This window comes from Deefgea piscis (assembly GCF_019665785.1).
Taxonomy (GTDB): domain Bacteria; phylum Pseudomonadota; class Gammaproteobacteria; order Burkholderiales; family Chitinibacteraceae; genus Deefgea.
The window spans coordinates 3,084,893-3,107,359 of sequence record NZ_CP081149.1 but is presented as its reverse complement, the minus strand read 5'-3'; the positions used below and the strand labels follow the sequence as shown (position 1 = coordinate 3,107,359).

The 22,467-nt window shown below is 49.6% G+C and carries 18 protein-coding genes, 6 tRNA genes and 1 pseudogene; 8 read left to right on the top strand and 17 right to left on the bottom strand.

The features are described 5' to 3' along the window. The first annotated feature begins 768 nt into the window (after nucleotides 1-768). From K4H25_RS14480 to K4H25_RS14450, 7 genes are all read left to right on the top strand, one after another. Nucleotides 769-2,382: a type I restriction-modification system subunit M gene (locus tag K4H25_RS14480; protein ID WP_221021125.1), complete on the top strand. Its 1,614-nt coding sequence runs from the start codon at nucleotides 769-771 to the stop codon at nucleotides 2,380-2,382. Between the two features lie 160 nt (nucleotides 2,383-2,542). Next, entirely contained in the window at nucleotides 2,543-3,868 is a 1,326-nt protein-coding gene (locus K4H25_RS14475; protein ID WP_221021124.1) for a restriction endonuclease subunit S, read from the top strand. A gap of 445 nt (nucleotides 3,869-4,313) precedes the next feature. Then, nucleotides 4,314-5,258, top strand: a complete 945-nt coding sequence (locus K4H25_RS14470) for a hypothetical protein (RefSeq protein ID WP_221021123.1) — start codon at nucleotides 4,314-4,316, stop codon at nucleotides 5,256-5,258. Between the two features lie 119 nt (nucleotides 5,259-5,377). Further along, the gene (locus K4H25_RS14465; RefSeq protein ID WP_221021122.1) at nucleotides 5,378-6,157 is read left to right on the top strand and encodes a Fic family protein; all 780 of its coding nucleotides are present in this window, start codon (nucleotides 5,378-5,380) and stop codon (nucleotides 6,155-6,157) included. 184 nt (nucleotides 6,158-6,341) lie between these two features. Continuing rightward, nucleotides 6,342-9,644: a type I restriction endonuclease subunit R gene (locus K4H25_RS14460; protein WP_221021121.1), complete on the top strand. Its 3,303-nt coding sequence runs from the start codon at nucleotides 6,342-6,344 to the stop codon at nucleotides 9,642-9,644. A gap of 10 nt (nucleotides 9,645-9,654) precedes the next feature. Continuing rightward, nucleotides 9,655-10,326, top strand: coding sequence for a hypothetical protein (locus K4H25_RS14455; RefSeq protein WP_221021120.1), 672 nt, complete (start codon nucleotides 9,655-9,657; stop codon nucleotides 10,324-10,326). Nucleotides 10,327-10,397: 71 nt separating this feature from the next. Next, entirely contained in the window at nucleotides 10,398-11,105 is a 708-nt protein-coding gene (locus tag K4H25_RS14450; protein ID WP_221021119.1) for a YgjP family zinc-dependent metalloprotease, read from the top strand. Between the two features lie 183 nt (nucleotides 11,106-11,288). On the opposite strand, the gene K4H25_RS14445 is transcribed toward K4H25_RS14450, so the two are convergent. The 6 genes from K4H25_RS14445 to K4H25_RS14420 form a co-directional block, all read right to left on the bottom strand. Beyond that, nucleotides 11,289-11,373 (bottom strand) — tRNA-Leu (locus K4H25_RS14445). Nucleotides 11,374-11,428: 55 nt separating this feature from the next. After that, nucleotides 11,429-11,502, bottom strand: a tRNA-Cys gene (locus tag K4H25_RS14440). A 47-nt stretch (nucleotides 11,503-11,549) separates the two neighbouring features. Next, a tRNA-Gly gene (locus tag K4H25_RS14435) sits at nucleotides 11,550-11,625 on the bottom strand. A 37-nt stretch (nucleotides 11,626-11,662) separates the two neighbouring features. Further along, a tRNA-Gly gene (locus K4H25_RS14430) sits at nucleotides 11,663-11,738 on the bottom strand. Between the two features lie 44 nt (nucleotides 11,739-11,782). Further along, a tRNA-Gly gene (locus K4H25_RS14425) sits at nucleotides 11,783-11,858 on the bottom strand. A 45-nt stretch (nucleotides 11,859-11,903) separates the two neighbouring features. Next, nucleotides 11,904-11,979 (bottom strand) — tRNA-Gly (locus K4H25_RS14420). 229 nt (nucleotides 11,980-12,208) lie between these two features. On the opposite strand from K4H25_RS14420, the gene nadA reads away from it, so the two are divergent. After that, nucleotides 12,209-13,123, top strand: coding sequence for a quinolinate synthase NadA (gene nadA, locus K4H25_RS14415; RefSeq protein WP_221021118.1), 915 nt, complete (start codon nucleotides 12,209-12,211; stop codon nucleotides 13,121-13,123). A gap of 80 nt (nucleotides 13,124-13,203) precedes the next feature. On the opposite strand, the gene K4H25_RS14410 is transcribed toward nadA, so the two are convergent. From K4H25_RS14410 to gspG, 11 genes and pseudogenes are all read right to left on the bottom strand, one after another. Next, nucleotides 13,204-13,722, bottom strand: a complete 519-nt coding sequence (locus K4H25_RS14410) for a type II secretion system protein (protein WP_221021117.1) — start codon at nucleotides 13,720-13,722, stop codon at nucleotides 13,204-13,206. Further along, nucleotides 13,697-14,071 carry a type II secretion system protein gene (locus K4H25_RS14405; protein ID WP_255587724.1) on the bottom strand — a complete coding sequence of 125 codons (375 nt, stop codon included), beginning with the start codon at nucleotides 14,069-14,071 and terminating at the stop codon, nucleotides 13,697-13,699. The genes K4H25_RS14410 and K4H25_RS14405 overlap by 26 nt, the downstream gene beginning before the upstream one ends. Beyond that, complete coding sequence (locus tag K4H25_RS14400) at nucleotides 14,061-14,534, bottom strand: type II secretion system protein (protein ID WP_221021115.1); 474 nt, start codon at nucleotides 14,532-14,534, stop codon at nucleotides 14,061-14,063. Before K4H25_RS14400 ends, K4H25_RS14405 begins: the two co-directional genes overlap by 11 nt. 296 nt (nucleotides 14,535-14,830) lie before the next feature. After that, a pseudogene (locus K4H25_RS17150) lies at nucleotides 14,831-15,988 on the bottom strand (secretin N-terminal domain-containing protein); the annotation flags it as partial. 569 nt (nucleotides 15,989-16,557) lie between these two features. Beyond that, nucleotides 16,558-17,091, bottom strand: a complete 534-nt coding sequence (locus tag K4H25_RS14390) for a hypothetical protein (protein WP_221021113.1) — start codon at nucleotides 17,089-17,091, stop codon at nucleotides 16,558-16,560. After that, nucleotides 17,091-17,615 (bottom strand): hypothetical protein, encoded by a 525-nt coding sequence (locus K4H25_RS14385; protein WP_221021112.1) that lies wholly within the window; start codon nucleotides 17,613-17,615, stop codon nucleotides 17,091-17,093. Before K4H25_RS14385 ends, K4H25_RS14390 begins: the two co-directional genes overlap by 1 nt. Then, a complete protein-coding gene (locus K4H25_RS14380) occupies nucleotides 17,615-18,217 on the bottom strand; it encodes a hypothetical protein (protein ID WP_221021111.1) in 603 nt (200 codons plus the stop codon). Before K4H25_RS14380 ends, K4H25_RS14385 begins: the two co-directional genes overlap by 1 nt. Beyond that, nucleotides 18,214-19,014, bottom strand: a complete 801-nt coding sequence (locus K4H25_RS14375) for a hypothetical protein (protein WP_221021110.1) — start codon at nucleotides 19,012-19,014, stop codon at nucleotides 18,214-18,216. Before K4H25_RS14375 ends, K4H25_RS14380 begins: the two co-directional genes overlap by 4 nt. Then, a complete protein-coding gene (locus K4H25_RS14370) occupies nucleotides 18,995-20,647 on the bottom strand; it encodes a GspE/PulE family protein (protein WP_221021109.1) in 1,653 nt (550 codons plus the stop codon). Before K4H25_RS14370 ends, K4H25_RS14375 begins: the two co-directional genes overlap by 20 nt. After that, nucleotides 20,644-21,822 (bottom strand): type II secretion system F family protein, encoded by a 1,179-nt coding sequence (locus K4H25_RS14365; RefSeq protein WP_221021108.1) that lies wholly within the window; start codon nucleotides 21,820-21,822, stop codon nucleotides 20,644-20,646. Before K4H25_RS14365 ends, K4H25_RS14370 begins: the two co-directional genes overlap by 4 nt. Before the next feature lie 3 nt (nucleotides 21,823-21,825). Beyond that, nucleotides 21,826-22,254, bottom strand: a complete 429-nt coding sequence (gene gspG / locus K4H25_RS14360) for a type II secretion system major pseudopilin GspG (protein ID WP_221021107.1) — start codon at nucleotides 22,252-22,254, stop codon at nucleotides 21,826-21,828. Nucleotides 22,255-22,467: the final 213 nt, after the last annotated feature.

The following is a 22,467-nucleotide window of genomic DNA, read 5'->3' as shown; positions in this document are numbered from 1 at the left end:
AGAGTCTGCTTCTTGCCGACTGCTGCCTGTCACGCAGTCTAAACTAGTCATTTTCACCTAGCATTAAAACTCTGGGTTTTATGACAGAATTGGTCAGTCTGAGGGGGCAATTGATGGGCTATTTCTACGCTAAAACATCGCTACCTCAGCGCTTCTTTAAGTAATAACCGCGTGTAAAAAATGATGGATTTGAGGTGGGAGCATTGCGGGTGGAGCTGTTTGCGTTTGCAGTAGCCTTGCCATAGTAGTGATGGCCAATCTTCTGTCATGGGTCGCCAACTGTTTAGTGCTTGCGACAAATACGGCGCTCTGTCGGTCTTTTTTGGTGAACGAATTGCGTAGTAATGTAGCTCGGCTAATGCCAATTGAGTGTCGTAACTGCACCGTTGCCAAATGCGCTGCCACTTTTCCAAACGACTTTTTTCCTCGTTAGCCATCTTCAAACTCCCCAAAGTGGCTTTAATTAATAGGGCTGCGTTTGGCGGCTCGCAATGCCATTCATGGATGCCCGCGCCAATCGGCAGATAGGCGCAACTAGGGCTACTGCATAAAAAGTCGCTTAAATTTTGCTGCTGTAGGCTGAGCGCGAATTAGGCAACTGGCCGCTTGAGTATTAGTTGCAATTGCTTGGCTTCTCTTGGTTTAAATCCCCTGTTAGTGACCCAATCCATTAAGATGTCACCTTCGCGTCAGCATCGTGCTGACCACCTATTTTTACGCTCGGCGCATTGCGCTGTGCGGCTTGTTATTCATTTTGCAAAGTGACCCATGTCTGAAAAATTAACGCTAGAAAATCTTGAATCTTGGCTGTGGGAATCGGCCAATATTCTGCGCGGCTCGATTGATTCGTCTGATTTCAAAAACTATATTTTTGGCCTCTTGTTTCTGAAACGCTTTAACGACGTATTTGAAGAACGCGTTCGCGCCTTGGTCGCGGCAGAAGGCGTATCAGGTAGTGAAGCGGAAGACGAAGTACAAGAAAAACACGGCACATTTCCGATTGATGCCCGCTGGTCGTCGCTGATTATTCGCACCGAAAATTTAGGCGAAGCACTCGATAAAGCCTTCGCCGCCATCGAGGCCTACAACCCTGAATTGCAATACGTGCTGACCGCCACCCAATACGGCGACAAACAAAAATTGTCCGACCATGTATTGCAGCGCCTCTTGCGCCACTTTAACCAATACAAACTCGGCAACGACGACCTGTATAAAGCCGATATGCTCGGCGACGCCTATGAATACCTGATTAAGCAATTTGCCGACGACGCGGGTAAAAAAGGTGGCGAGTTCTACACGCCCAAGGGCGTGGTGCAATTGCTGGTGAATATTCTCGACCCGCAGGCTGGGCAGCATGTGTATGACCCGACTTGCGGCAGTGGCGGGATGTTGGTCGAAAGCGCGCACCACGTTGCCGCGCAGCCCAATGGCTTGGTGATGGGCAAGCCCAATGTACTGCTGTTCGGCCAAGAAAAAAACCTTGGTACGTGGGCGATTGCCAAGCTTAATCTTTACCTGCACAACATGAGCGTCGACGGCATTGCCAAAGGCGATACGCTGGTTGACCCCAAGCACTTGAATGGCACTTACCTGCGTACCTTCGACCGCGTGATTGCCAATCCGCCATTTTCGGCCAAAGCATGGTGGGCACCGCTAGAGCTGGCCGCCGAAGCTGAAAGCGAAAATGGCACCAAGGCCAAGTCGCCCAATTACAAACAGGTTAGCGACCCGTATGGCCGCTTTGTGTATGGCGTGCCACCGCGTGGCTATGCCGATTTGGCCTTTGTGCAGCACATGCTTGCCAGCCTAAAAGACAATGGCCGCATGTGCGTCGTGCTGCCGCATGGTGTGCTGTTCCGCAGCGGTGAAGAAGGCAAAATCCGCGACGGGCTGCTATTTGGCACCGACGCAGCCAGTGGAAACCAACAGGGTGATTTGATTGAAGCCATTATCGGCTTGCCGTCGGCACTGTTTTACAACACGGGCATTCCCGCCTGCGTGCTGGTACTAAACAAAGCCAAACCCGCAGCACTGAAAGATAAAGTCATCATCATCGACGCCAGCGCCGACTACGCCGAGGGTAAAGCGCAAAACAGCCTGCGTGCAGAAGACATCACCCGCATCAGCGCCACGCATAAAGCCGCGTTTGCGTCACAAACCGAAGTGGATAATTACTGCCGCGTCGTGCCGCTGGCCGAAATCCGTGGCAACGACGGCAATCTGAACATCGCCCGTTATATCGACAATGGCGAAGTCGAAGACGTAGTCGATGTAGCCGCCACGCTGGCGCAACTGGCTGCACTGGCTGATGACGAAGCGGCCATTGACGCACGCCTGAACGGCTATCTGGCTGAGTTAGGTTTGCTGGAGTCGGGGCAATGAGTTGGATTTTTAATAAAGGGTATATCAATCCAGCCATTGTTTATGATGGGCTAGAGTCAAATACCCTTGGTATTGTTCTCGTAGGAGCGGGCTTGCCCGCGAATGCCGTCGTGGAAAAACCTTCGCGGGCAAGCCCGCTCCTACGCGTCGAGTTGGCGCGATGAGCGTGGTCGGCAAGGCAGGGTATAAAGAAACGACGATTGGGTGGATTCCTAAAGATTGGGACGAATCAAAGCTTGATTTTCACGTATCTAAGGTAGGTAGCGGCATTACACCTAAAGGCGGCAGTGAGTCCTATCTCTCTGAGGGTGTTCCGCTGATTCGCAGTCAAAATGTACTGTGGGGAAAGCTTAACCTATCTGATGTTGCTTACATATCTGAAGAACAGCATCAACGAATGAAGGGCTCGTTCTTAAATCCTAAAGATGTGCTTTTGAATATTACAGGCGCATCTATTGGACGATGTGCTGTGCTTCCTGATGATTTTACAGTTGGAAATGTTAATCAGCATGTTTGTATTATTCGGACCACTGAAACATTGAACCCATACTTTCTTGCCCATTTTTTGGGTTCCGATTTAGGGCAAGGACAAATTAATAGGCTTCAAGCTGGCGGCAATCGTGAAGGACTGAATTTTCAGCAAATACGCGGTTTTTCTATTGGCATTCCACCTGTACCCGAACAAGAAAAAATCGCGGCGATTTTTGGGGCGGTGGACGACAAGCTGGACGTGATTGCGCGGCAGATAGCCGCGACTAACACGCTCAAGCGCGGCCTGATGCAAACCCTGTTCAGCCAAGGCGTCGGCACCCAAGACGCCAACGGCCAATGGCACGCCCACACCGAATTTCAACAAACCGAGCTGGGCGAGGTTCCTGCTGGCTGGCGCTATGAAGAATTAGGGTCTTTAGTTTCTTTTATGTCAAATGGTTTTGTCGGGACTGCTACTCCATTTTATGCCGATAAGGAAAATGGCGTTCCATACTTTCAGAGCAATAATATCCGTGAAAACAGATTTGATTTTAAGAAAGAAATTTATATAACCGAAGATTTTCACTCGAAGCAGAGCAAGTCCAACTTAGAGGCTGGTGATTTGTTGACAGTGCAGTCTGGTCACATTGGCACAACGGCAGTTGTCCCAGATACGATGGGGCGCTCAAATTGCCACGCCTTAATAATTAGTAGACCAAATAAAGACGTTCTTAATTCTCGCTTTGCCTCATATCAGCTTAACTATTTAAAAAATACAGGTGGCATGAACAGTATTTTTGTAGGTTCAACAATCAAGCACATTAATGTTAAAGACTTTAAGAAGTTTAAGCTGATTGTTCCTACATTAGCCGAGCAGTTATACATCGCCGACATGATAGATAGCATTGAGGCAAAAATTGATAAGTTGTTGAGCAAACAAACCCACTACCAAACCCTAAAACGCGGCTTGATGCAAAAGCTGTTGACGGGTGAGTGGCGGGTTAAAGTCGCTTAAGCATGTATTGGCTTGTAGTCATTGTTAATATTAGTTTTGGTGGATATACATCGTAATGGTTGTTGATTCAGTGATGGCGCAATGTTTTATCGACGCGAATATGGCGGGCGACTTTGGTCAGCGATGGCCTGCTGGCAGGGTTGACGCTGCTAGGGCCGAACTACAAGCGTGACTTCACCGCCAGCGATACCGAGCTGAGCGAACAAGGGGCGTTTAGTTTGGGCTGAGGTTGTAGCCTAAAAGGCTACGTTCGTAGCTAAAAAGGCAACGATATTGTGCTGTTAGGTATGGGCTGTTTGTTGTGGCGCAGCTATTTCATAGATGGATAAACAATTAGCAATATTTGAAGCCAAATTATTTCATTACTTAATCCTTTAGGCAGTAACCCGCAGTAATCGATTTTGGTGGGTGAAGCGTGATATGAGAAACGGCGGGGAAACATCGTATGCAAATTCGTGAAGATTATCTAGACCCTACTCGTGCATGTGAGCTTATGCAGCAGCAGGATAATATCGAGCTATTACCACTTCTGCGCTATCAATTTTGCGATGGTATTCATCGCGGTATTTATTCTGTGCGCTTATTGCCTGATGCTCAATTACTGATATTGCGTGGCGATGGAATTAGCCCAGAAGAATTAGTTGACCGTGCGCAAGAAGCTGCAATTGCTACTGTACGTTTAGGTCCCGCATTGCGGGCGGTGTTATTTGATTTACGCGGGCTACTCACTGACTATGCTTTGACGCAAATTTTTCAGGCAACGCAATCACATCTTTGGCCTATGCGCGGCGCGATTGATGTGTCGTATGACTCGCTTTCGTTTTTACTGGAAGAAATAGACTCACTGACCTTCGCTTTGCCGACGCAGCTTTTTCAGCCTGAAATGGTAGGGCTATTGTGCATGCGTGGCGATGCACGTCGTGAAATGGAAACGCCAGAGGAAATTATCGAGAAAGTGCAAGGCAATGCGGTACAACTATTCGCTTGGTTACGGTCATTGGCCAGTGATACAGCCCCCCTGTTACGGGAGCGTTTAACTTTGCGCGTGATTTCTGAGCTGAGGCATCAGCCCGCTTTTGGTGTTCACGGAGATGGTTTTAGTTCTATGTGGGCAGAGTATTGCGATGTACTAGCAAGTGATTCCATGCTTGGTGAGGTGGTCGATAGTCAACTTGAACTGCAGGTTCATAATGAATTGTCCAAGTTATCACAGCAAGAGCGTGTATTTTTGTGGCTAGATTCCGATGATTCTTCGGGGTGGGAAAGAGATTGTGAAAATGGTTTGTCCGAGTTGGTTCCTGTGCCGAAACAAATCAATTTACATGCAACCACAAGGTGGGCTGTAGAGGAGATTCATCGTTTGATGGTGCGTGAAGTAATAGCTGACTAAATTGGGCACAGTGCTTTTTAGAGTTAGCTACTGCAAAGTTGTAATTTAAAAGGCAACGATATTGTGCTGCTGTTAATGGTTGGCGGTCGTGGTGTATCGGGTCGCAAGGAGAGAAGGATATGACGGTGAAAAATGAATTGGCAGCACTGCTGATTGAGTTGGATGCGAGCAAAGCCAAACTCGATGCGTTGCGCCCCTTGCCACCTGCTGCGGTGCGTAATTTGCACGATGAGCTGGTGCTGCGCTGGACGTATAACTCGAATGCGATTGAAGGCAATACGCTGACGCTAATGGAAACCAAGGTGGTGCTGGAAGGTATTACCGTGGGCGGTAAGTTGCTGCGTGAGCATTTTGAGGCCATCAATCATCGCGATGCGATTTTGTATGTGGAAGAGATTGCCCGCCGCGAAGAGCCATTTAGCGAGTGGCAAATCCGCAATTTGCATCGGCTGATTTTGAAGCAAATCGACGACGAAAATGCTGGCACGTATCGCAAGTTGAATGTGACGATTGCAGGCGCAAGACATATCCCACCCGATATGTTGCAAGTGCCAGAGCAAATGGTGGCTTTGCTGCGCTGGTATGAACAAAGTCAGTACGATACCGAGGCGCACGCGCTACATCCTATTGAGCGCGCCGCCAAGCTGCATTTAGATTTCGTCAAAATCCACCCGTTTATCGACGGCAATGGCCGCACTGCGCGCTTGCTGCTGAACCTAGAGCTAATTAAATCGGGCTTCCCTGCCATTGTATTGCCTGTCGAGCGCCGCTTGGCCTATTACGAAGCCCTTGATACCGCCTGCGTCGATGGCGACCTAGCGCCGTTTGTGGCGCTGGTGGCGGAATGCGTCAAAGAAGGCTTTAAGCCGTATTGGTTTATGTTGGGTATGCCTCAGTAGCCTTTTAATTTTAATGTTTACAAGGCAATACCTACTGTTTCCTGCAGGTTGATACGTTTGGCTGTTTTGCAGGAAACCACTTTGTAAAACACGTAATGGTACAAAAGTTTTCACGCAAGGCGAAGCAACGATGCGTGAAGACTTTTGTCTTGCGACTTAGAAATGCGCTTACTGAGATTATTGAATGAGCCAAGCTGAAAAAATCGGCGTCGAAAACCCTGCCATCGCCAGTTTGGTAAAGCTGGGTTACCAGCATCTATCGGGCAAAACCATCAAGCCTGAACCGCGCCATTTGGCTCCCGTCATGCTGGATGTGTTGCAAGCGCGTTTGCTGATGCTGAACCCTTGGCTGGCCGATACGGCAGGCGGCGTTGCGGCGGCGGTGATTGAGCTTAAAAAGCGGGTGAATGATGAGTTGATACCCGCTAACCGCGCATTTTGGGAGCAGGTGGTTCACCGTAGTGATATTCAGGTTAAAGACGCGCTGGGCTTTATGAAAAGCGTGCGGTTTTTTGACGCGAGCGATGCAGCGAATAATGACTTTCATGTGGTTGACCAGTTTGTCGGGGCTAATGCCGACGGTGATGCATTTCGCCCTGATTTGCTGTTGTTTGTGAATGGGCTGCCGCTGGCGATGATTGAGTGCAAAGCATCGCACCATAGAATGGAAGAGGCGCTAGGCCAGCTCGATGGGTATCAGCGCAGCTTTGCGCCACAGTTCGTATTTAACCAAGTGCTGGTGGGCCTCAACCGCCGCGAAGGCCGTTATGCCGCGATTGCGACCAAACCCGATTACTATGCGCGTTACCGCTTGCAAGAGGCGGAACGGCAGCAGGTGATTGCAGTGCTGGGGGATGACCCTAGTGAGCAGGACGAGCTGCTATGGGCGCTATTTGAACCGAGCCGCTTCCTTGAGCTGATTACGCATTTGGTGTTGTTTGAAGTGCGCGACGGCAAGGTAATGAAAAAATTGCCGCGCTATCAACAGTGGCGGGCAATTCGCAAAACAGTGGCCCGCCTGACTGCGCCGAATCCTGTTGGTGGCGTGGTGTGGCATACGCAGGGTAGCGGCAAGTCGCTGACGATGGCGCTGCTGGCACGGTATTTAAGAAGTGATGCTTTGGGTTTAAACAACCCGACCGTACTGGTGCTAACCGACCGCAAAGACCTCGACCAACAGATTTTTGAGACGTTTTGCGCCATTGGCATTAAGACGATGAAGGCGGGTTCGGTCGATGGCCTAATTAGAATTCTATCGAATGACTACGGTAGCGTGTTGACCAGCACGGTGCATAAATTCCAAGAGCAAGACGAGGAAACTGAGAGTGATGGGCCAGATACACCTGAAGATGTGGATGACGGCGATACTTTAAAACCGAACGAGCAAGCCTCGCGGCATGTGCGGGTTCGGGTCGACAATGATTTTTATATCGTTGAGCAGACTAATGCCCATTTTGGCAAAGTCGACGCTGACGGCGTGTTGCTCAAGGCGAAATGGGTCGAGGTAGCGCGGGAGAAAATCACTTTTCGAGTGCTGAGTAATAAAGCTAATTTTTATGTTCTGGTCGATGAGGCGCACCGCAGCCAATACGACTTTTTGGCCGCGTTTATGCGCGCTAGCGTGCCGAACGCCAAGTTTGTGGCTTTTACAGGGACGCCGCTACTGCAAGACGACAAACACACGCTGGGTGAGTTTGGCGGTGGCGAATATATTGACGAATATCGCCTACACGAAGCGGTCGCCGACGGCGCAACGCTGCCGATTAAGTATTTGGATGCGTGGATTGAGCTGGTGGCCAGTGGCGACCTCGATAAAGCCTTTAAAGAAAAATTTGGCGACGAATCCGAAGTTCGACAGTACGCGCTGAAAAAAGCTTTGCTGCAAAAATGGCGCGAAGCCGCTGACCGCTTGGATAAAGTGGCCGAGCATTTGACCGAGCATTTTTTAGCCAATGTGCAGGCAAAAGGACTCAAGGCCATGCTGGTTTGCGATGGCCGCGATATGGCCGTGGCGTATAAGGATTTGCTCGACGCCAAAATGATGGAACGGGCTAAGTTGGGTTTGCCGACATTTGAAAGCCGCGTCGTGATTTCGCTGGCGGGGATTACGTCAAAACGCACTGGGCATACCGAAGCCGAAGAGGCTGAAAAACGCGGGGTCGATGTCGCCGAGATTGCCTCAATTGAAGAACGTATCAAAGCTGAAATCAAAGCCAAGACAACGCCTGTTGCTATCTTGCCTGATGAAATCAGTACCTTTGTGAGTAAATTATTCCCGTTGCCCTATGGTGATGAAAGCAAAGGCCGCGACGGCCAAATTCACGCCAATAATATCGGCTTGATTATCGTATCGGATATGTTGCTCACTGGCTGGGATGCGCCGATTGTGGGGACAATGTATCTGGACAAACCGCTGAAAGAACACACGCTGCTGCAAGCGATTGCGCGGGTGAATCGCACTTTGGCGGGCAAAAATGCGGGTTATATCGTTGATTACCACGGTGTAGTCGAACACCTCGACCATGCGCTGAAAATTTACGGTGGTGAAGTCAAACCATCGCAGGTGTGGGAAGGCGTAGAAAGTGAAATCCCGAAAGCGCAGGCAACGCTAGAGCGGATTTTAAAGCTGCTGCCGCGTAAGCACGACCCTGTGACGCAGCGTGAAGATTATAAAGACGACGCCGAGCAGTATCTTGACCCCGATACCCGCCTTGATAGCGTCGAAGAATTTATCGCGCTGGTGAAGCAATTTAACCGCTCACTCGACATTATTTTGCCCGACGTGCGCGGCATTCCGTTCAAACCGTATTTCACGTTGTTTGGCGAAATTCGCCTGATGTTGCGCGATAAGTTACCAAGCAATGCATATCAGGAGCGGATTACCAAACTGGAATCGGCGCTACTTCAGCAATTACTGGATGAATACATCGCCGCCAGCCCAGCCAAAAGCCTGCTAGGGCATGAAGTGTCGATTCTGGATGCCAGTGATATGGCACGCCTCAAGCGCGGTGCAAACGCAGGCAGCCAAGCCCTGACGATGAAAAATCAGCTCAAGCATACGATTGTGACGGGCCGAGATAAAGACCCTGCTTTTTTTGACAAGCTGGCTGAAGAGTTGGCAAAACTACTACTCGAAGAAAAAGCAGGCCGCATCACGCAGGTGCAGTTTTTAGAGCAGCTAGAGCTATTTGGGCAGCAAATCCGCGATAAAGATAAATCTGGCTTTGCAAATGCAGCACAGACGGCGGCATATCACTATTTGGCCAAAGAGTTGACTGGTGATGTGGCTAAAGTCATCACGACCAAGGTGTTTGAGCATGTGGAGTTGAGTAATACCTTGGCCGCGCACAACTGGAAGCAGATGCGTGATGTTCACCCTGAAGTACGCGACTTATTACGCCGATTATTAATGCCGCTGGCAGGCTGGGAGCGTACCGTGGCGCGTGAACATGCCAATCAATTGTTTGATATTTTGCTGAAGAATTGAGGTGAGTATCTTGAAAAACAATCTTGTTGAGGTTTTGAAAAAATTTAATCGCAAAGAGCGTTATTGGTTAATCAATAATGCGCTAGATAACCCAAGCCTGGGTAAAACCTTTATCGGCAGGCTTAGTGTGGCCCTTTCCGCAGAAAGGGTCGAGATACCACTAGATGCTTGGTGGGCAATGGATTACCACATCGATTGGCTCGTGGGTGCTTTTTATACTCTCAGGCATGGCGAAAAAAGCTTGAATAGGGTGTTTAGTAATCATAAAACTGAGCCTCCCTTAATTGCTGGGACGCAACAAGATATCGACTTTATTATTGCTTTTCACAATACGCTTATTTTGATTGAGGCTAAAGGCGAAGGTAGTTGGAGTGGTAAACAGTTACCTGAGAAAATATCCAGACTTAATAGGTTGCTGGGAAATCAGCAAGATGACGATGGAAAATTTTGGTCATTTAATGAGCTTAACTTAAAAGTGTTTTTTGTTTTAATGTCACCAGACAACCCGAGTTATCCTCTAGAGGACGGCTGTTGTTGGGAGCTGAAAGACGGTAAGAATCTGAATTGGATTCAGTTGACGATGTCTGAGCAGGGAGAACCCGCTTCGTTTTTGAAGGTAATTCGTTGTAAAGATGAAGAAGGAACGACTGGCAATGAAGGAACGCACTTTAAGATAGGGTAGGTAAATTTGAAGGTAAAACAGGCGTATGATTTTCAAAGACATAACCATTTGTATGGGCATGGTTAAAAATCATGCCTAGTTTCGCCTACGGTCAAACACTCATTGAATGGCGCTTTGAGCTGGCCCCCGACCTCAAGCGCCATTACATCACCGTTGAACGCGGCGAGCTGGTGCTGCTGCGTGGGCCTGATGCGACGGTTGAAGAGCAGACCCAGCTCATTCGGCAACGGGCGCGCTGGATTTGCGAGAAGCGCCAACAAGTCAATCAACTGGTCGCTGAAGAAATCATTGTTACGGGCAGCCGACTGCGTTATGCGGGCCGTAGCTATTACGTTGAAGTGCAACATCAGCCTGATGCAAAAGGGGTGGCGCTGCGTTTTACTGCCTCTCGATTTTTGATTCAAAACCCAGCAGGTACAAGTATTACGCCAGCGCAGTTAGCGCCATTTCTGACTCGATTTTATATGGAGCGTGCTCACAGCAAGTTATTGCCACGCTTGCGCTACTGGGAAAAGAAAACGGGCTTGGTATCGCATGGTGGGCGCATCAAACACTTTCAGGGCCGCTGGGGCAGTTGTGACGCCAACAACATCATCGAGTTTCACCCACGCATTATGGAGCTTTCTGCTGCGGTGCAGGATTACATCATTGTGCATGAGCTATGCCATACGGTCGAGAAAAGCCACTCAAAAGCGTTTTGGGCGCTGGTGGCTGAGCACATGCCAAATTGGTCGGGTTATCATCAAGAGTTGGAGCGGGCGAACGGCGGGGAGTTCTAATACTTCATTGGGGTTAGGGGCTGTGTTGCGAGGCGTGCGTAGCTAGATTGTAGAAAATAAGTTTAGAGTAGAATTTTAGGCAAAAAAATAGGGGAGCGATTTTATCGTTCCCCACATCGTTCCCCAGATTCTATTGTTACTACATACCTTGGGTAGGTATAAGGCTGGAAGCCTTGTATTTGTTGGTGCTCGGAGCGGGACTTGAACCCGCACACCTTTCGGCGAGGGATTTTAAGTCCCTTGTGTCTACCAATTTCACCATCCGAGCGCTGTGCATTACTGCGTCAGCATTTTTTAAAGTCCGATGAATCGTACTTTATTGTTGGAGGCGGAGGCCGGAATCGAACCGGCGTAAACGGCTTTGCAGGCCGCGGCATAACCATTTTGCTACCCCGCCAGGGGTCGTACTGATTAATGAATAACAACTTCATTAATACTAAAAATTGGAGCGGGATAAGAGACTCGAACTCTCGACCTATACCTTGGCAAGGTATCGCTCTACCAACTGAGCTAATCCCGCATCGATACTGCTGATGCTGCTTACTACGCCATTTTTTTGGAGCGGGATAAGAGACTCGAACTCTCGACCTATACCTTGGCAAGGTATCGCTCTACCAACTGAGCTAATCCCGCAGCCTAAACTGCTGTTACTGTACTACGCCATTTTTTTCTTTTTTTGGAGCGGGATAAGAGACTCGAACTCTCGACCTATACCTTGGCAAGGTATCGCTCTACCAACTGAGCTAATCCCGCAGCCTAAACTGCTGTTACTGTACTACGCCATTTTTTCTTTTTTTTTGGAGCGGGATAAGAGACTCGAACTCTCGACCTATACCTTGGCAAGGTATCGCTCTACCAACTGAGCTAATCCCGCATCCGTGTCTGCAGATCGATGTGATTTGCAGAGGAGGCGAATTATGGACAAGGGCGATGAAGCTGTCAAGAGGAACTGCAATATTTTTCTACTCAATTGCGAAATAATCGTGCGGCCCCCTGCATTTCTGGCAAAAAAGCGGGCGGCAGGCATGGTAAGATTGGTGTATTGATGACGGTGTATTGATTGCATCGCCTTTATTTTTTGTAGCTTGCTTAAGGATAGTCCCATGCCACGCGTTGTGACGCTTGCTCATTATTATACCCAGCCTGAAATCCAGCAAATGGCGGATAAGGTTGGCGATAGTTTGGAATTGTCGTTGTTTGCTCGCGATGCCGACGCCGATATTATTGTGTTTGCCGGTGTGCGTTTTATGGCGGAAACCGCTAAAATTTTGAACCCGAATGCCAAAGTGATTTTGCCTGATGCCGGTTCAACCTGTTCTTTGGTGACGCAAACCGATGTGAGCGCGCTGAAAGCTTGGCGTGAATCGTATCCTGATCATGTGCATGTGTCGTATATCAATAGCTCGGCCGAACACAAAGCGTTGTCAGATTGGATCGTCACCAGCCGCAATGTGGACGACATCATTGCGCATTTGTACGCCGAAGGTAAAAAGGTTATTTTCTCGCCAGATCGGAATATGGGCGCGTATTTGAACTTCCAGCACGGCTACGATATGCCTTTATGGTCGGCGGTGTGTGAAGTGCATGATAAGTTTAACCAAGCGGCGCTCGATGAAGCATTTGCTGCGTGCAGCACCGCCAAATACTTGATTGCCCATCCTGAAAGCCCATTGCCAGTGCTGCAGCAAGCCGATTACGTCGGTTCAACCTCAGGTATGTTGAACTGGATTAAAGCGTATGACAAAGAGCCCGATGGCGTGATCTTCGTCGCGACCGAAGACGGCATTTTGTACAATATGCGCTTGGCTCGCCCAGACCTAACGATTGAGCAAGCGCCGATTTACGCCGGTTGCCAGTGTAATTCTTGCCCGTATATGAAAATGAACACGATTGCAGCGGTGAAACGTGCCCAAGCGGGGCAGGGTACCGAGATTGATTATCTGACTGCCAGCGATATGGATGCAGCACGCTTACCGATTGAGCGAATGCTGGAATTCTCGCAACGCTATTACGCCTAATAGGGTATTGGTCGCTTGGCTTTTTAGCTTAAAGGCTAGCGGTAAATACCCATTGGTATTGGGCGATGTTCATGGCGGGGTTACTTTCGGCCGCCACCTTGATTCGGCCAGTGGGCAAAGCGCCAGTCTTGGTAAGACTTGGCGTCTTTAAAGCTGGCATTTTCTTGGATAAATTGGTCGTTTTTCAGTGGTTTTTGCAATGATGGACTTTGCACGCCCATAAAGCCGCCGCCGGGGCCGCCAATCATCAGCCAATCGCCACCCGTAATGGGGTCTTTATACGCTTTACGCAAATAGCGTCGAGGGAAGGGTACTCGCGGGTCTTGCACTAAATCTTGCAGCGTTTTGGGGTATTGCAGGCCAGCAGTGCTGTTTTGCTCGCTGTATTGCTTGATGGCGAGGCGAATTTCATTGCCGACGCGCATCAGTTCTTCTTCTTTGCTGCGCTGAATGCGGTTTTGCCACGCTTCACCGACTTGCGCGAGGTAAATCCCCATAATCAAGACCAACATCAAGGCCCAGACATAGGCAAATCCTTGCTGTGGGTGCGGCAGGCGGCACGCTGTTACGCGCTTACCAGGTGCTGTACTGAGTGCCATCTTTGGCTGTGCCTTGGGCACCACTTTTTAAATCGTAGACGCCAGTACCAGATTCGGGCGGCACAATAATCCATGAGTCACGCTGGCTGGTGATCGGGTCGAGCGGCGCTTCACGCAAATATTTGCGGCTGACCAATTCGTCTAAATTATTCGGGTAGCGGCCAGTATCGGCATAAAACTTATCAATCCCATCACGCACCGCGACCAGATTGTGCTTGAGTACGGTTTCTTGCGCGCGGTCGGTTTGCTGAAAATAGCGCGGCACGACCAGCGTCAAGAGGCTAGCCATAATCGCTAGCACCACCAAAAGTTCAATCAGCGTAAAGCCTCGGCTTTGCTTACCACTCACGATATGGCACTCCATTTAAACCCGTTTGCGTTGAAATCGAGTAGATATCATACACGTCGCGGCCTTCAGCTGGCGCTTCGGGTGGACTGGCATAACTGCGTAGGCCCCAAGTTTGGGCATTGCTTTTACTTGGACAATCGCAAAATGGGTCACGCGGTAAGCGGCGTAAAAAATAGATTTTTTTCCCCGCCGGGTCTTTTAAATCTTTAGCGCCGTCCACCAAGGTGTCTAGCGTGGGTGGAAAGCCCGACTCATCGAGTGATTTATTCACGCGGCCGGCATCGACCGCCGCTTTGTATTGATCGATGCCATTGCGAATTTGCCAGAGCGCTCGGCGCAAATCGTCTTCACGATTGCGCGTTGCCGCCACTTGCGACAATGGCAAAGCCACAGTCGCAAGTACCGCCAAAATGGTTAACGTCACCATCAATTCAATCAGCGTAAATCCAGCAGCAAACCGCATTATCGACGACCCATACCGCCACCCCGTGGGACAGGCGTTGGCGCTGGCGGCGTGGCTTCAGTTGGCGTTGCCGGTGCGGGTTGTTGCTGCGGTTGTTGCTGCTGCGGTTGCGGTTGCGGTTCTGGTGCCGGTGCCGGTGCCGGTGGAATATACGGCGCAGGCGAGCCACCTTGGCTATTGATTAACACCGTCGATGAATTGCGCAGGCGCAATGGGTCGGTGCTGATACTGCCTTCGGTACCGCTTTCAAAATTGGTGATATACGACGATGGAATCGGCAACGATCGCACGACTCTTGGAGTAATCAGCAAAATGATTTCGGTTTTGCTTTTCTCGGTTTTATTGGTACCAAAAATTCGATCCAGCACCGGTAAAGAACTCAGGAACGGTAAGCCCGAGCCAGTTTCGGCTTCTTGGCGCGACAACAGCCCCGCTAAGACTTGGGTTTCACCATCACGCGCACTCATATTGGTTTCGGCGCGGCGCGTACCAATTTGGTAAACCAACAGCCCTGATTTGGTCGGAATAGTTTTAACAATATTGGAGACTTCGAGCGTCACTTTTACGCTGATTTCATTATCAATCGTTAGTATCGGCTCAACATTGAGCGTTAAACCCACGTCTTGGTAATTGACGTTTTCAGTGCTGGTGCCATTGGACACCGTTGTGGTGACCACGGGAACGCGATCGCCAATGAGGATTTTGGCTTTGTCGCGGTTTTTAACCCGAATTTTCGGGTTGGCCAAAATATTGGTTTTGCCCTTGCTTTGCAAGAAATTGGCCGTCACCGTCGGCGAGCCTAGATTAACCAGTACATCGCCTTTATTCAGATTACCAATTTGATCTAGCGTGACCGAGCCGGCAATTTTGGTGTTGTTGCTGGTTGTCTGCGTAGTGACATTGCCAACGGTATTGGTCGTAACAGTCGGTACCGCGCCGATTGCATTGCCATACACCGTGGCACTGATGGAGTTCGGATATTGAATCCCCAAATCGAGCACGTCGCTATTACTCACTTCAAGCACTTCAACGTCCATCAAGACTTCCGATTGCGGAATATCTTGCGCCGCGATCAAGCGCTCTGCCACGGCAATGGCGTCGGGAGTATCGCGCATCACCAACATCGATAAACGCTCGTCGATATACACGTCGCGCGTTTTGATCATTTGTTTGATCATGGACAGCACTTGCTTGGGGTCGGCATTGGACAAATAGAAGGTGCGCATCACCATGTCTTTGTAATCGCGATCTTTATCTGGCCGTTTGGGATAAATCAGGATGGTGTTGTCATTGAGGATTTTTTTATCCAGTTGATTGGTCGCCAAAATCAGATTAATCACGTCTTCGACGGTGGTGTCGCGCGCGTAAATCGTGGTTTTTAAATTGGGGGCGACGTCTTTATCAAAGATAAAATTAACCTTACCAATGCGCGAAATAATATCAAACACGCTCATCATGCTTTGATCGCGAAACTGCAGCGAAATCGGGCTTTTGAGTGCTTGCGCCAAAGCAGGGCGCAGATTCACTTCCCGCGCTTTACGGCTTTCTACTTCGTTGCGCAGCACTTGCGCTTGCACATTGCGGGGATTTTCCGCCAAGATTTGCAGCACTAAATTCAGCGATTCATCTGGGCGGCTGTCTTTGATTTCCTGTGCGTATTTGAGCATTGAGTTATGGCGAATGCCGATCTCAATCAAACGAATCCCTTCGCGAGCACGATCGTTATTGCTATCCCAGCTTAGAATTTGCTGGTATCGACTCATCGCCAATGCAGTATCGCCACGTGAACGCGCTTGATCGCCTTCCACTTGTAAGCGTGCCAAATACTGCTGCAAATTGCTTTGATACGCCATTTTCAGCTTTAAATCAGCTGGGCTACTGGCCATTTGTGCTTGCAGTAATTTGAGTGCGGCCTCTGGGTTGCCTTCGTCTTGGATCAGGTTTTCCGCTTTATAGCGCGCCATATCGGCGGCGCAGCCGGCTAAAAAAGCCACCGAAATGATTGAGGACATCAGTGCTCGTTTCACAATGTGCCTCCCGTCGGCAGTGTTTGTTGCTGATTGAGCGGTAAAAAAGTAAACGTCAGCATAGTGGAACTCATTTTATCGAGGCGGTAATTGCCAAGTAGGCTTTCGCCGGGTTGTACTCGGCCTAAAGTATCGCATTGGCTACAAAGCACGATGGATTGTCCTTGTCCTTCAACGACGACATATAAACTATTTTTTTCTAACCAAGTGGCGGTCACCACAAACGGCAACGGCGGAGCCACTGGGATCGGGGTCGGGGTGGGCGGCGGTGGTTTTGTTGGTGGCGGTGGTGGCGGAACCCAAGATTGCTTAGGGAATAAATCAGCAATACTGGCGCCGGACGCCGTGGCACTGGCTTGACTAGCTGCCGTGCTAGGCATTGAGGCGCCGCGTATTTCAGCAGCGAGCGCGCGCCGCGCGGCAGGTTTTGCCGTGCTATCTAATTGAGGTTCAGTGCGCTCTTGCCAGAAGGTGTAGGCCGTGATGGCTAAGGTGGCGCCCAGTAGGTATTGCATTGGACGAGAGAGCATTAATGGGCCTCCGTCAAATACGACAGTTGAATTTGCAGCGCGACTTGATCGTCGGAAATTTGCTGGCGTTGCAGGTTGACGGTTTCAATGCGCACGCCGGGTATGGTTTGTAGTTCCAGCATAAAGCGGCGAATTTGCATATAGCGTGCATTGGCAGGAAATTGCAGGCTGTAGCGCTGCAATTTGCCATCGGCTTCGACTTGATTTTTGTAATCGACTTGCGTGATCACGATTTGATTTTTGGCCGCCAGCTCATTCAGAGCACGTAAAAAAAACGTAAAGGTATCGCTGCGATTCAGCTTGGGTAGAGCATCGCTAGCACTGCTGGCCACAGCAGGAACGCGTAATTGTTGAAAGCGCTGCGCTAGCGCATTTTCTCTATCGATTAAATCGCGCTGGTACGGTTTTAATTCTTGGGTATAGAGCAGCAAGGCAAAGCCCAATAAGGCTAAGCCGGCTATACCCAATATGCCTGAGTAGCGAGGGATAAGGCGTAAATACCAAAATAATTGTGCTTTAGTCATCAATGCACTCCAGATGCCGCACTGGCTGAATGCACACGGCTGGCGGTGCTGGCCGCGCTGGCATTGTTGGCGGGTGCTGCGCGATCGGCCAGCCATAACACTTCAATCGCCGCGACGGCTGGTCGATGTGGATCGCCGATTTTTAAGCTATTGCGCGCGAGGGTGACGTGCTTGGTTTCTGGCGCAGCCTCAAAGCGATCGACCAACAGTAAGACGTCATTGAGTGATTTGGCTTCTAAATCCATTTTGATATCGCGCTCAACAGTGGCGATTTCGAGCCGGCTAAAGGCGATGTTTTGTTCCCAAACGCGCTCTAATAGATCAAATGCCGGAGCATGACTCAGTAATTGATCCCGACGGATTTTTTCGACCTTGGCCGAAACGGGTGAGGCATTGAGTTCGGCTTTGATTTTGCTATCGCGTTGCTTGATTCGTAGTGCGATGTTGTCCTCTTGCAGCTCGAGTTGATTTTTTTGTTCTTTAGCGACGTCTATTTGCGTCATCACCCACAAAACGGCAATCACACCGAGTACACATAGCAATAGACCCAGCCAAGGTGTTTGGGCGGGGCGTAAATGAAAATCCAGTTGCAGTTTTTTCATTGACTGGCATCTCCGGCAATAAACAGCGGCTGCACGGCGCCGAGCCATTCAAAGTCAAAATCAGCCGATTTAACACTGCGCAGCGTGAGTTCGGATGAGGTGAGATAAATATGCTCGGGTAAAAACTGGCCACTCAAAACGGCCGCTTCGCGCACTAAGGCCGCGAGCGATAAGGTTTGATTTTCTGGGCTGTCATGATCGAGCTGTATCGGCAAAGTGATAATGCCTTGCCAAGCATGCTCACGATAAAAACCAATTAAGGCATAGCCTTGCTCTAAGATCACCAAGGCATGTTCCGCAGCTTTTAATTGCCGCTGATGTTGATTGACTGCCGTCGTGAATAAAGGCTCGATTTTGCCGAGTTTAATTTTGCTGGTGCGGCACAGTTCCAGCAGCGTTTGGTACAGCCCTTCATCAAAAGCGGCGGCAATGCGTGGCTCGCCATATCCGCCTGGCGCAATGCGTATCCGCCAAGATTCGCTACTAACACCATAATGTTGGGCCAGCAATAATCGGGCATAGCTTTCCCAATCGCGTTCGTAATTTAAACCGTCTTGCCAAGGTAAACACACATAGCGCACCCAAGGTGAGCCTAAAATCAGCTCGACTTGATCGTATCCTAATTGGCCACGCGGCACTTGATTGAGTAGCTCTTGAAAGCGATTGACCAGTAGATCTGATGCTGGATCAATACTGGTGCGATGCCGCGTGAGCACGGTACCGCTCCAATGCCGACTGGCCATTCGAATGCGCTGTTTGCTAAACCATGCACAATGCTTAATCAACAAAGGTGACACGGTTAATTTCCTGTAATGTGGTTTCACCGCGGGCAACGGCGTTAAGGGCAATTTGGCGCATCGAAATAAAGCCATTGCTCAGGGCAATTTTTTTGAGCTCGACCGCTGGCGCGTGTTTGGCAATCGCTTGCTTGAGTTCATCATCCAGTCGCAACACTTCGGCAATCGCTTTGCGGCCTAAATAACCGGTATTGCGGCAAGCGGGGCAGCCGCGACCTTTGCGAAAAGTCCAAGTATTCACTTGTTGGCGGGTTAAGCCCGATGCGGCGAGTAATTCCAGCTCGGGTTGATCATCACCCACGCAGTGCGAGCAGACTTTGCGAATTAAACGCTGCGCGACCACGCCAATCAGCGCATCGACAAAGCTATTGGGTTCAACACCCATATGAATAAAACGATCAATCACTGAGAACGCATTGTTGGCATGCACCGAGGTCAGTACCAAATGGCCGGTGAGCGCCGCTTGGACTGCGATATTGGCGGTTTCGCCATCACGAATCTCGCCGACTAAAATCTTGTCAGGGTCATGGCGCAAGATCGAGCGCAAACCTCGGGCAAAAGTAAGCCCTTTTTTATCGTTAACCGGAATTTGCAACACGCCGGGTAGTTGATACTCAACCGGATCTTCAATAGTGATGATTTTTTCTTCGCCATTATTGATTTCAGAGAGCGTGGCATACAGCGTGGTCGATTTACCTGAACCGGTTGGCCCAGTCACCAGTAGCAAGCCATAAGGCTCATGCGAAAGCGAGCGAATGGCGGCCATGGTTTGCGCTTCATGGCCTAGCGTTTCAAGGCGTAATGCTTTGAATGTATCGCCGCCGCCTTGTTTATCCAAAATCCGCAACACGGCATCTTCGCCATGAATCGATGGCATGATCGACACGCGAAAATCGACATCGCGATGATTCACTTTGGCCTTAAAGCGCCCGTCTTGCGGAACTCGGTGTTCAGAAATATCCAATTCGGCCAAGACTTTAATCCGCGAAACGACTTGCTCGGCCATTTCAACGCCGCTGACTCCGCCGGCATGCAGCAAAACACCATCAATACGGTATTTAATGGTCATGCCTTGTGGCGTGGTTTCCATATGGATATCGGACGCTTTGGCTTTCAGTGCGTCATAGAGTGTGGAGTTCACCAGTTTGACGACGGGTTTATCATCTTGTGACAACGTCGTTAAATTGATCTCGGTAATGCCTTCTTTACTGTTTTCTTGATTTTCACCGACCGCCATTTGATCCATCGCGCGATGCGATGTTTCATATTCATTAAAGTACTGCTGCAAATCATCAAATAGCGCAAACGCGACGCGAAAAGCAACGTTGATTTTTTGCTGGGCCCAGTTGCGAACGACTGGGCTAAATGGGTCTGATAAAATGAGCACGTAGCCATGCTGCGGGATTTCAGCCAACAGACACTGGTGAGCGACGGCATCGCCAAAGGCGAGCAAATCATAGCGTGGCTTAAGTGCTTTAAGTTCTAGTGAGGTAATGGCTGGCAGGCCAAGGTAGCCGCTGACTGCAAGTAGATACGCCTCATTATTTAGTCCTAGCGACTGCTGCAACAACACCGGTAAGGGTTGGTTGCCGCTGGTGGCTCGCAAATGCTGAATCAAATCGAGCGTAATCATTGCATATTCCCGGCCAACTCAAAAATCGGCATATAAAGCAAAAAGACGATGCCACCAATCAATACCCCAATCAGTAACATCAAAATGGGCTCGAACAAACGCGTAAACATTTCAATCGCTCGATCGAGTTCTTCATCACAAAATTGCGCGGCGCGCTCGATCATGGTGGCGAGCTCACCACTTTGTTCACCAACGCGTAATAGTCGTTCGGAAACCGGCGTGGTGAGTTGATATTTGGGTAGGGTATTGGAAAGCTGCTGGCCTGATTTGATGTCGATAATCGCTTGCGACAGCGCAAAGCGCATACTGTTTGGCAATAATTGCGCCGCCAATTCCAATGCAGCGACCAAATTTAAACCACCCGAAAGCAACAGCCCCACAGTGCGATAAAAGCGGGTTAACGCAAATAAACGCCGATATTCTTCCAGTCGCGGGAGCTTCCAAAATAAGGTCAGCAACATCGTCTGAATCGCTTGCGTGCGAAACGCCATCACAATGGCAATTAAGCTGGTGATGATGAGTAAAAACATCGCTTGGCCGTGCTGATGCACCAAGTCGCCCCACCACAGCATCATTTGCGCGGCGAAGGGCAGGTTTTTCATTGAGGCGTAAATTTGGCTAAATTTTGGAATCACATAAAACAGCAAAAACAGCATAATGCTGCCGCCAATGCCAATTACCACCATGGGGTAGACCAAGGAAGCGACGACCTTTTTTTTGACGGCGCTTAAGCGGGTTTCGTAGTGATGATAGCGTTTTAAGGCATCGGCTAAATGGCCGGTTTTTTCAGCCGATCCAACGCTGGCAATGTACAACGGCGGGAATAAATTTGGCATTTGCGCCAGCACTTTGGATAAAGGCAAGCCTTGGTATAGACCTTCGATCATGGTGGTCAGTACGGTGCGATTTTGATCGTGGCTGCTTTTTTCTTTCAGCGTTTCCATCGCCTCAACCAGCGTCAAACCCGCTTCGAGCAGTGCAATCAGCTCTTGGGTAAAGAGTGAAACTTGAAACTCACTCTTGCCCAATGACAGGCTGAAGGTGCGTTCAGCCTTAAAACTCACCAATTGCAAACCTTGCTCTAATAGCCGTGAGCGCAGGTCGTCCACGTTGGCGGCATCCAGCGTCATCTCGCGCAGTTGGCCTGCGCTTAGGGCTTTGACTTGGTAACGCATGGTTTACCAGTAGCTGATATCGGCGTCTTCGCCGCTACCGCCCGGTTTGCCATCTAAGCCATAACTCTTTAATTCGTAGTCATGACCATTTTCACCAGGGATAGTGTAAATGTAAGGCTTGTCCCAAGGATCGTTGGGTACATCCTTCATCAGGTAAGGGCCGCTCCATTTGCTTTCGTCAGCCGGCTTTTTGGTTAAGCTATTGAGGCCCAATTCAGTGCTCGGGTAGCGGCCAGTATCGAGGCGATATTGATCTAATGCCCCAGCGATGGATTTCATTTGGCTGGCAGCAGTTTTGGTTTTGGCTTTGCCGACTTCACCAAACAGTTTGGGGCCGACATAGCCAGCAAGCAGTGCAATAATCAGAAGGACTACGAGTAATTCTAGTAGCGTGAAACCATTTTTTTTATGTAAGAAATATTGCGTTTTCATCTTCAATCTCGGTCTAAGTTTTATCGTGCGAGATGCGCTGGATTGATTCCCTGTAGAGCCACATGCTAAAGCTTAAAGGCCTCTGGAGCAAGGATTTTTATGGGGGTGTGCGAGCGGTGAAGGCTTGTATTTACTTGGTTTGCAGGGTTTTTTGTATCATTTCAGCGAACGTTTAAAATTTGTTTGTTTGGTGTAATTATTGCCGGTTTAGCG

Coding starts and splice junctions, on each gene's coding strand:
- K4H25_RS14480 (WP_221021125.1), top strand. CDS start 769: ATGTCTGAAAAATTAACGCTAGAAAATCTTGAATCTTGGCTGTGGGAA.
- K4H25_RS14475 (WP_221021124.1), top strand. CDS start 2,543: ATGAGCGTGGTCGGCAAGGCAGGGTATAAAGAAACGACGATTGGGTGG.
- K4H25_RS14470 (WP_221021123.1), top strand. CDS start 4,314: ATGCAAATTCGTGAAGATTATCTAGACCCTACTCGTGCATGTGAGCTT.
- K4H25_RS14465 (WP_221021122.1), top strand. CDS start 5,378: ATGACGGTGAAAAATGAATTGGCAGCACTGCTGATTGAGTTGGATGCG.
- K4H25_RS14460 (WP_221021121.1), top strand. CDS start 6,342: ATGAGCCAAGCTGAAAAAATCGGCGTCGAAAACCCTGCCATCGCCAGT.
- K4H25_RS14450 (WP_221021119.1), top strand. CDS start 10,398: ATGCCTAGTTTCGCCTACGGTCAAACACTCATTGAATGGCGCTTTGAG.
- nadA (WP_221021118.1), top strand. CDS start 12,209: ATGCCACGCGTTGTGACGCTTGCTCATTATTATACCCAGCCTGAAATC.
- K4H25_RS14410 (WP_221021117.1), bottom strand. CDS start 13,722: ATGGCACTCAGTACAGCACCTGGTAAGCGCGTAACAGCGTGCCGCCTG.
- K4H25_RS14400 (WP_221021115.1), bottom strand. CDS start 14,534: ATGCGGTTTGCTGCTGGATTTACGCTGATTGAATTGATGGTGACGTTA.
- K4H25_RS14390 (WP_221021113.1), bottom strand. CDS start 17,091: ATGCTCTCTCGTCCAATGCAATACCTACTGGGCGCCACCTTAGCCATC.
- K4H25_RS14385 (WP_221021112.1), bottom strand. CDS start 17,615: ATGACTAAAGCACAATTATTTTGGTATTTACGCCTTATCCCTCGCTAC.
- K4H25_RS14380 (WP_221021111.1), bottom strand. CDS start 18,217: ATGAAAAAACTGCAACTGGATTTTCATTTACGCCCCGCCCAAACACCT.
- K4H25_RS14370 (WP_221021109.1), bottom strand. CDS start 20,647: ATGATTACGCTCGATTTGATTCAGCATTTGCGAGCCACCAGCGGCAAC.
- K4H25_RS14365 (WP_221021108.1), bottom strand. CDS start 21,822: ATGCGTTACCAAGTCAAAGCCCTAAGCGCAGGCCAACTGCGCGAGATG.
- gspG (WP_221021107.1), bottom strand. CDS start 22,254: ATGAAAACGCAATATTTCTTACATAAAAAAAATGGTTTCACGCTACTA.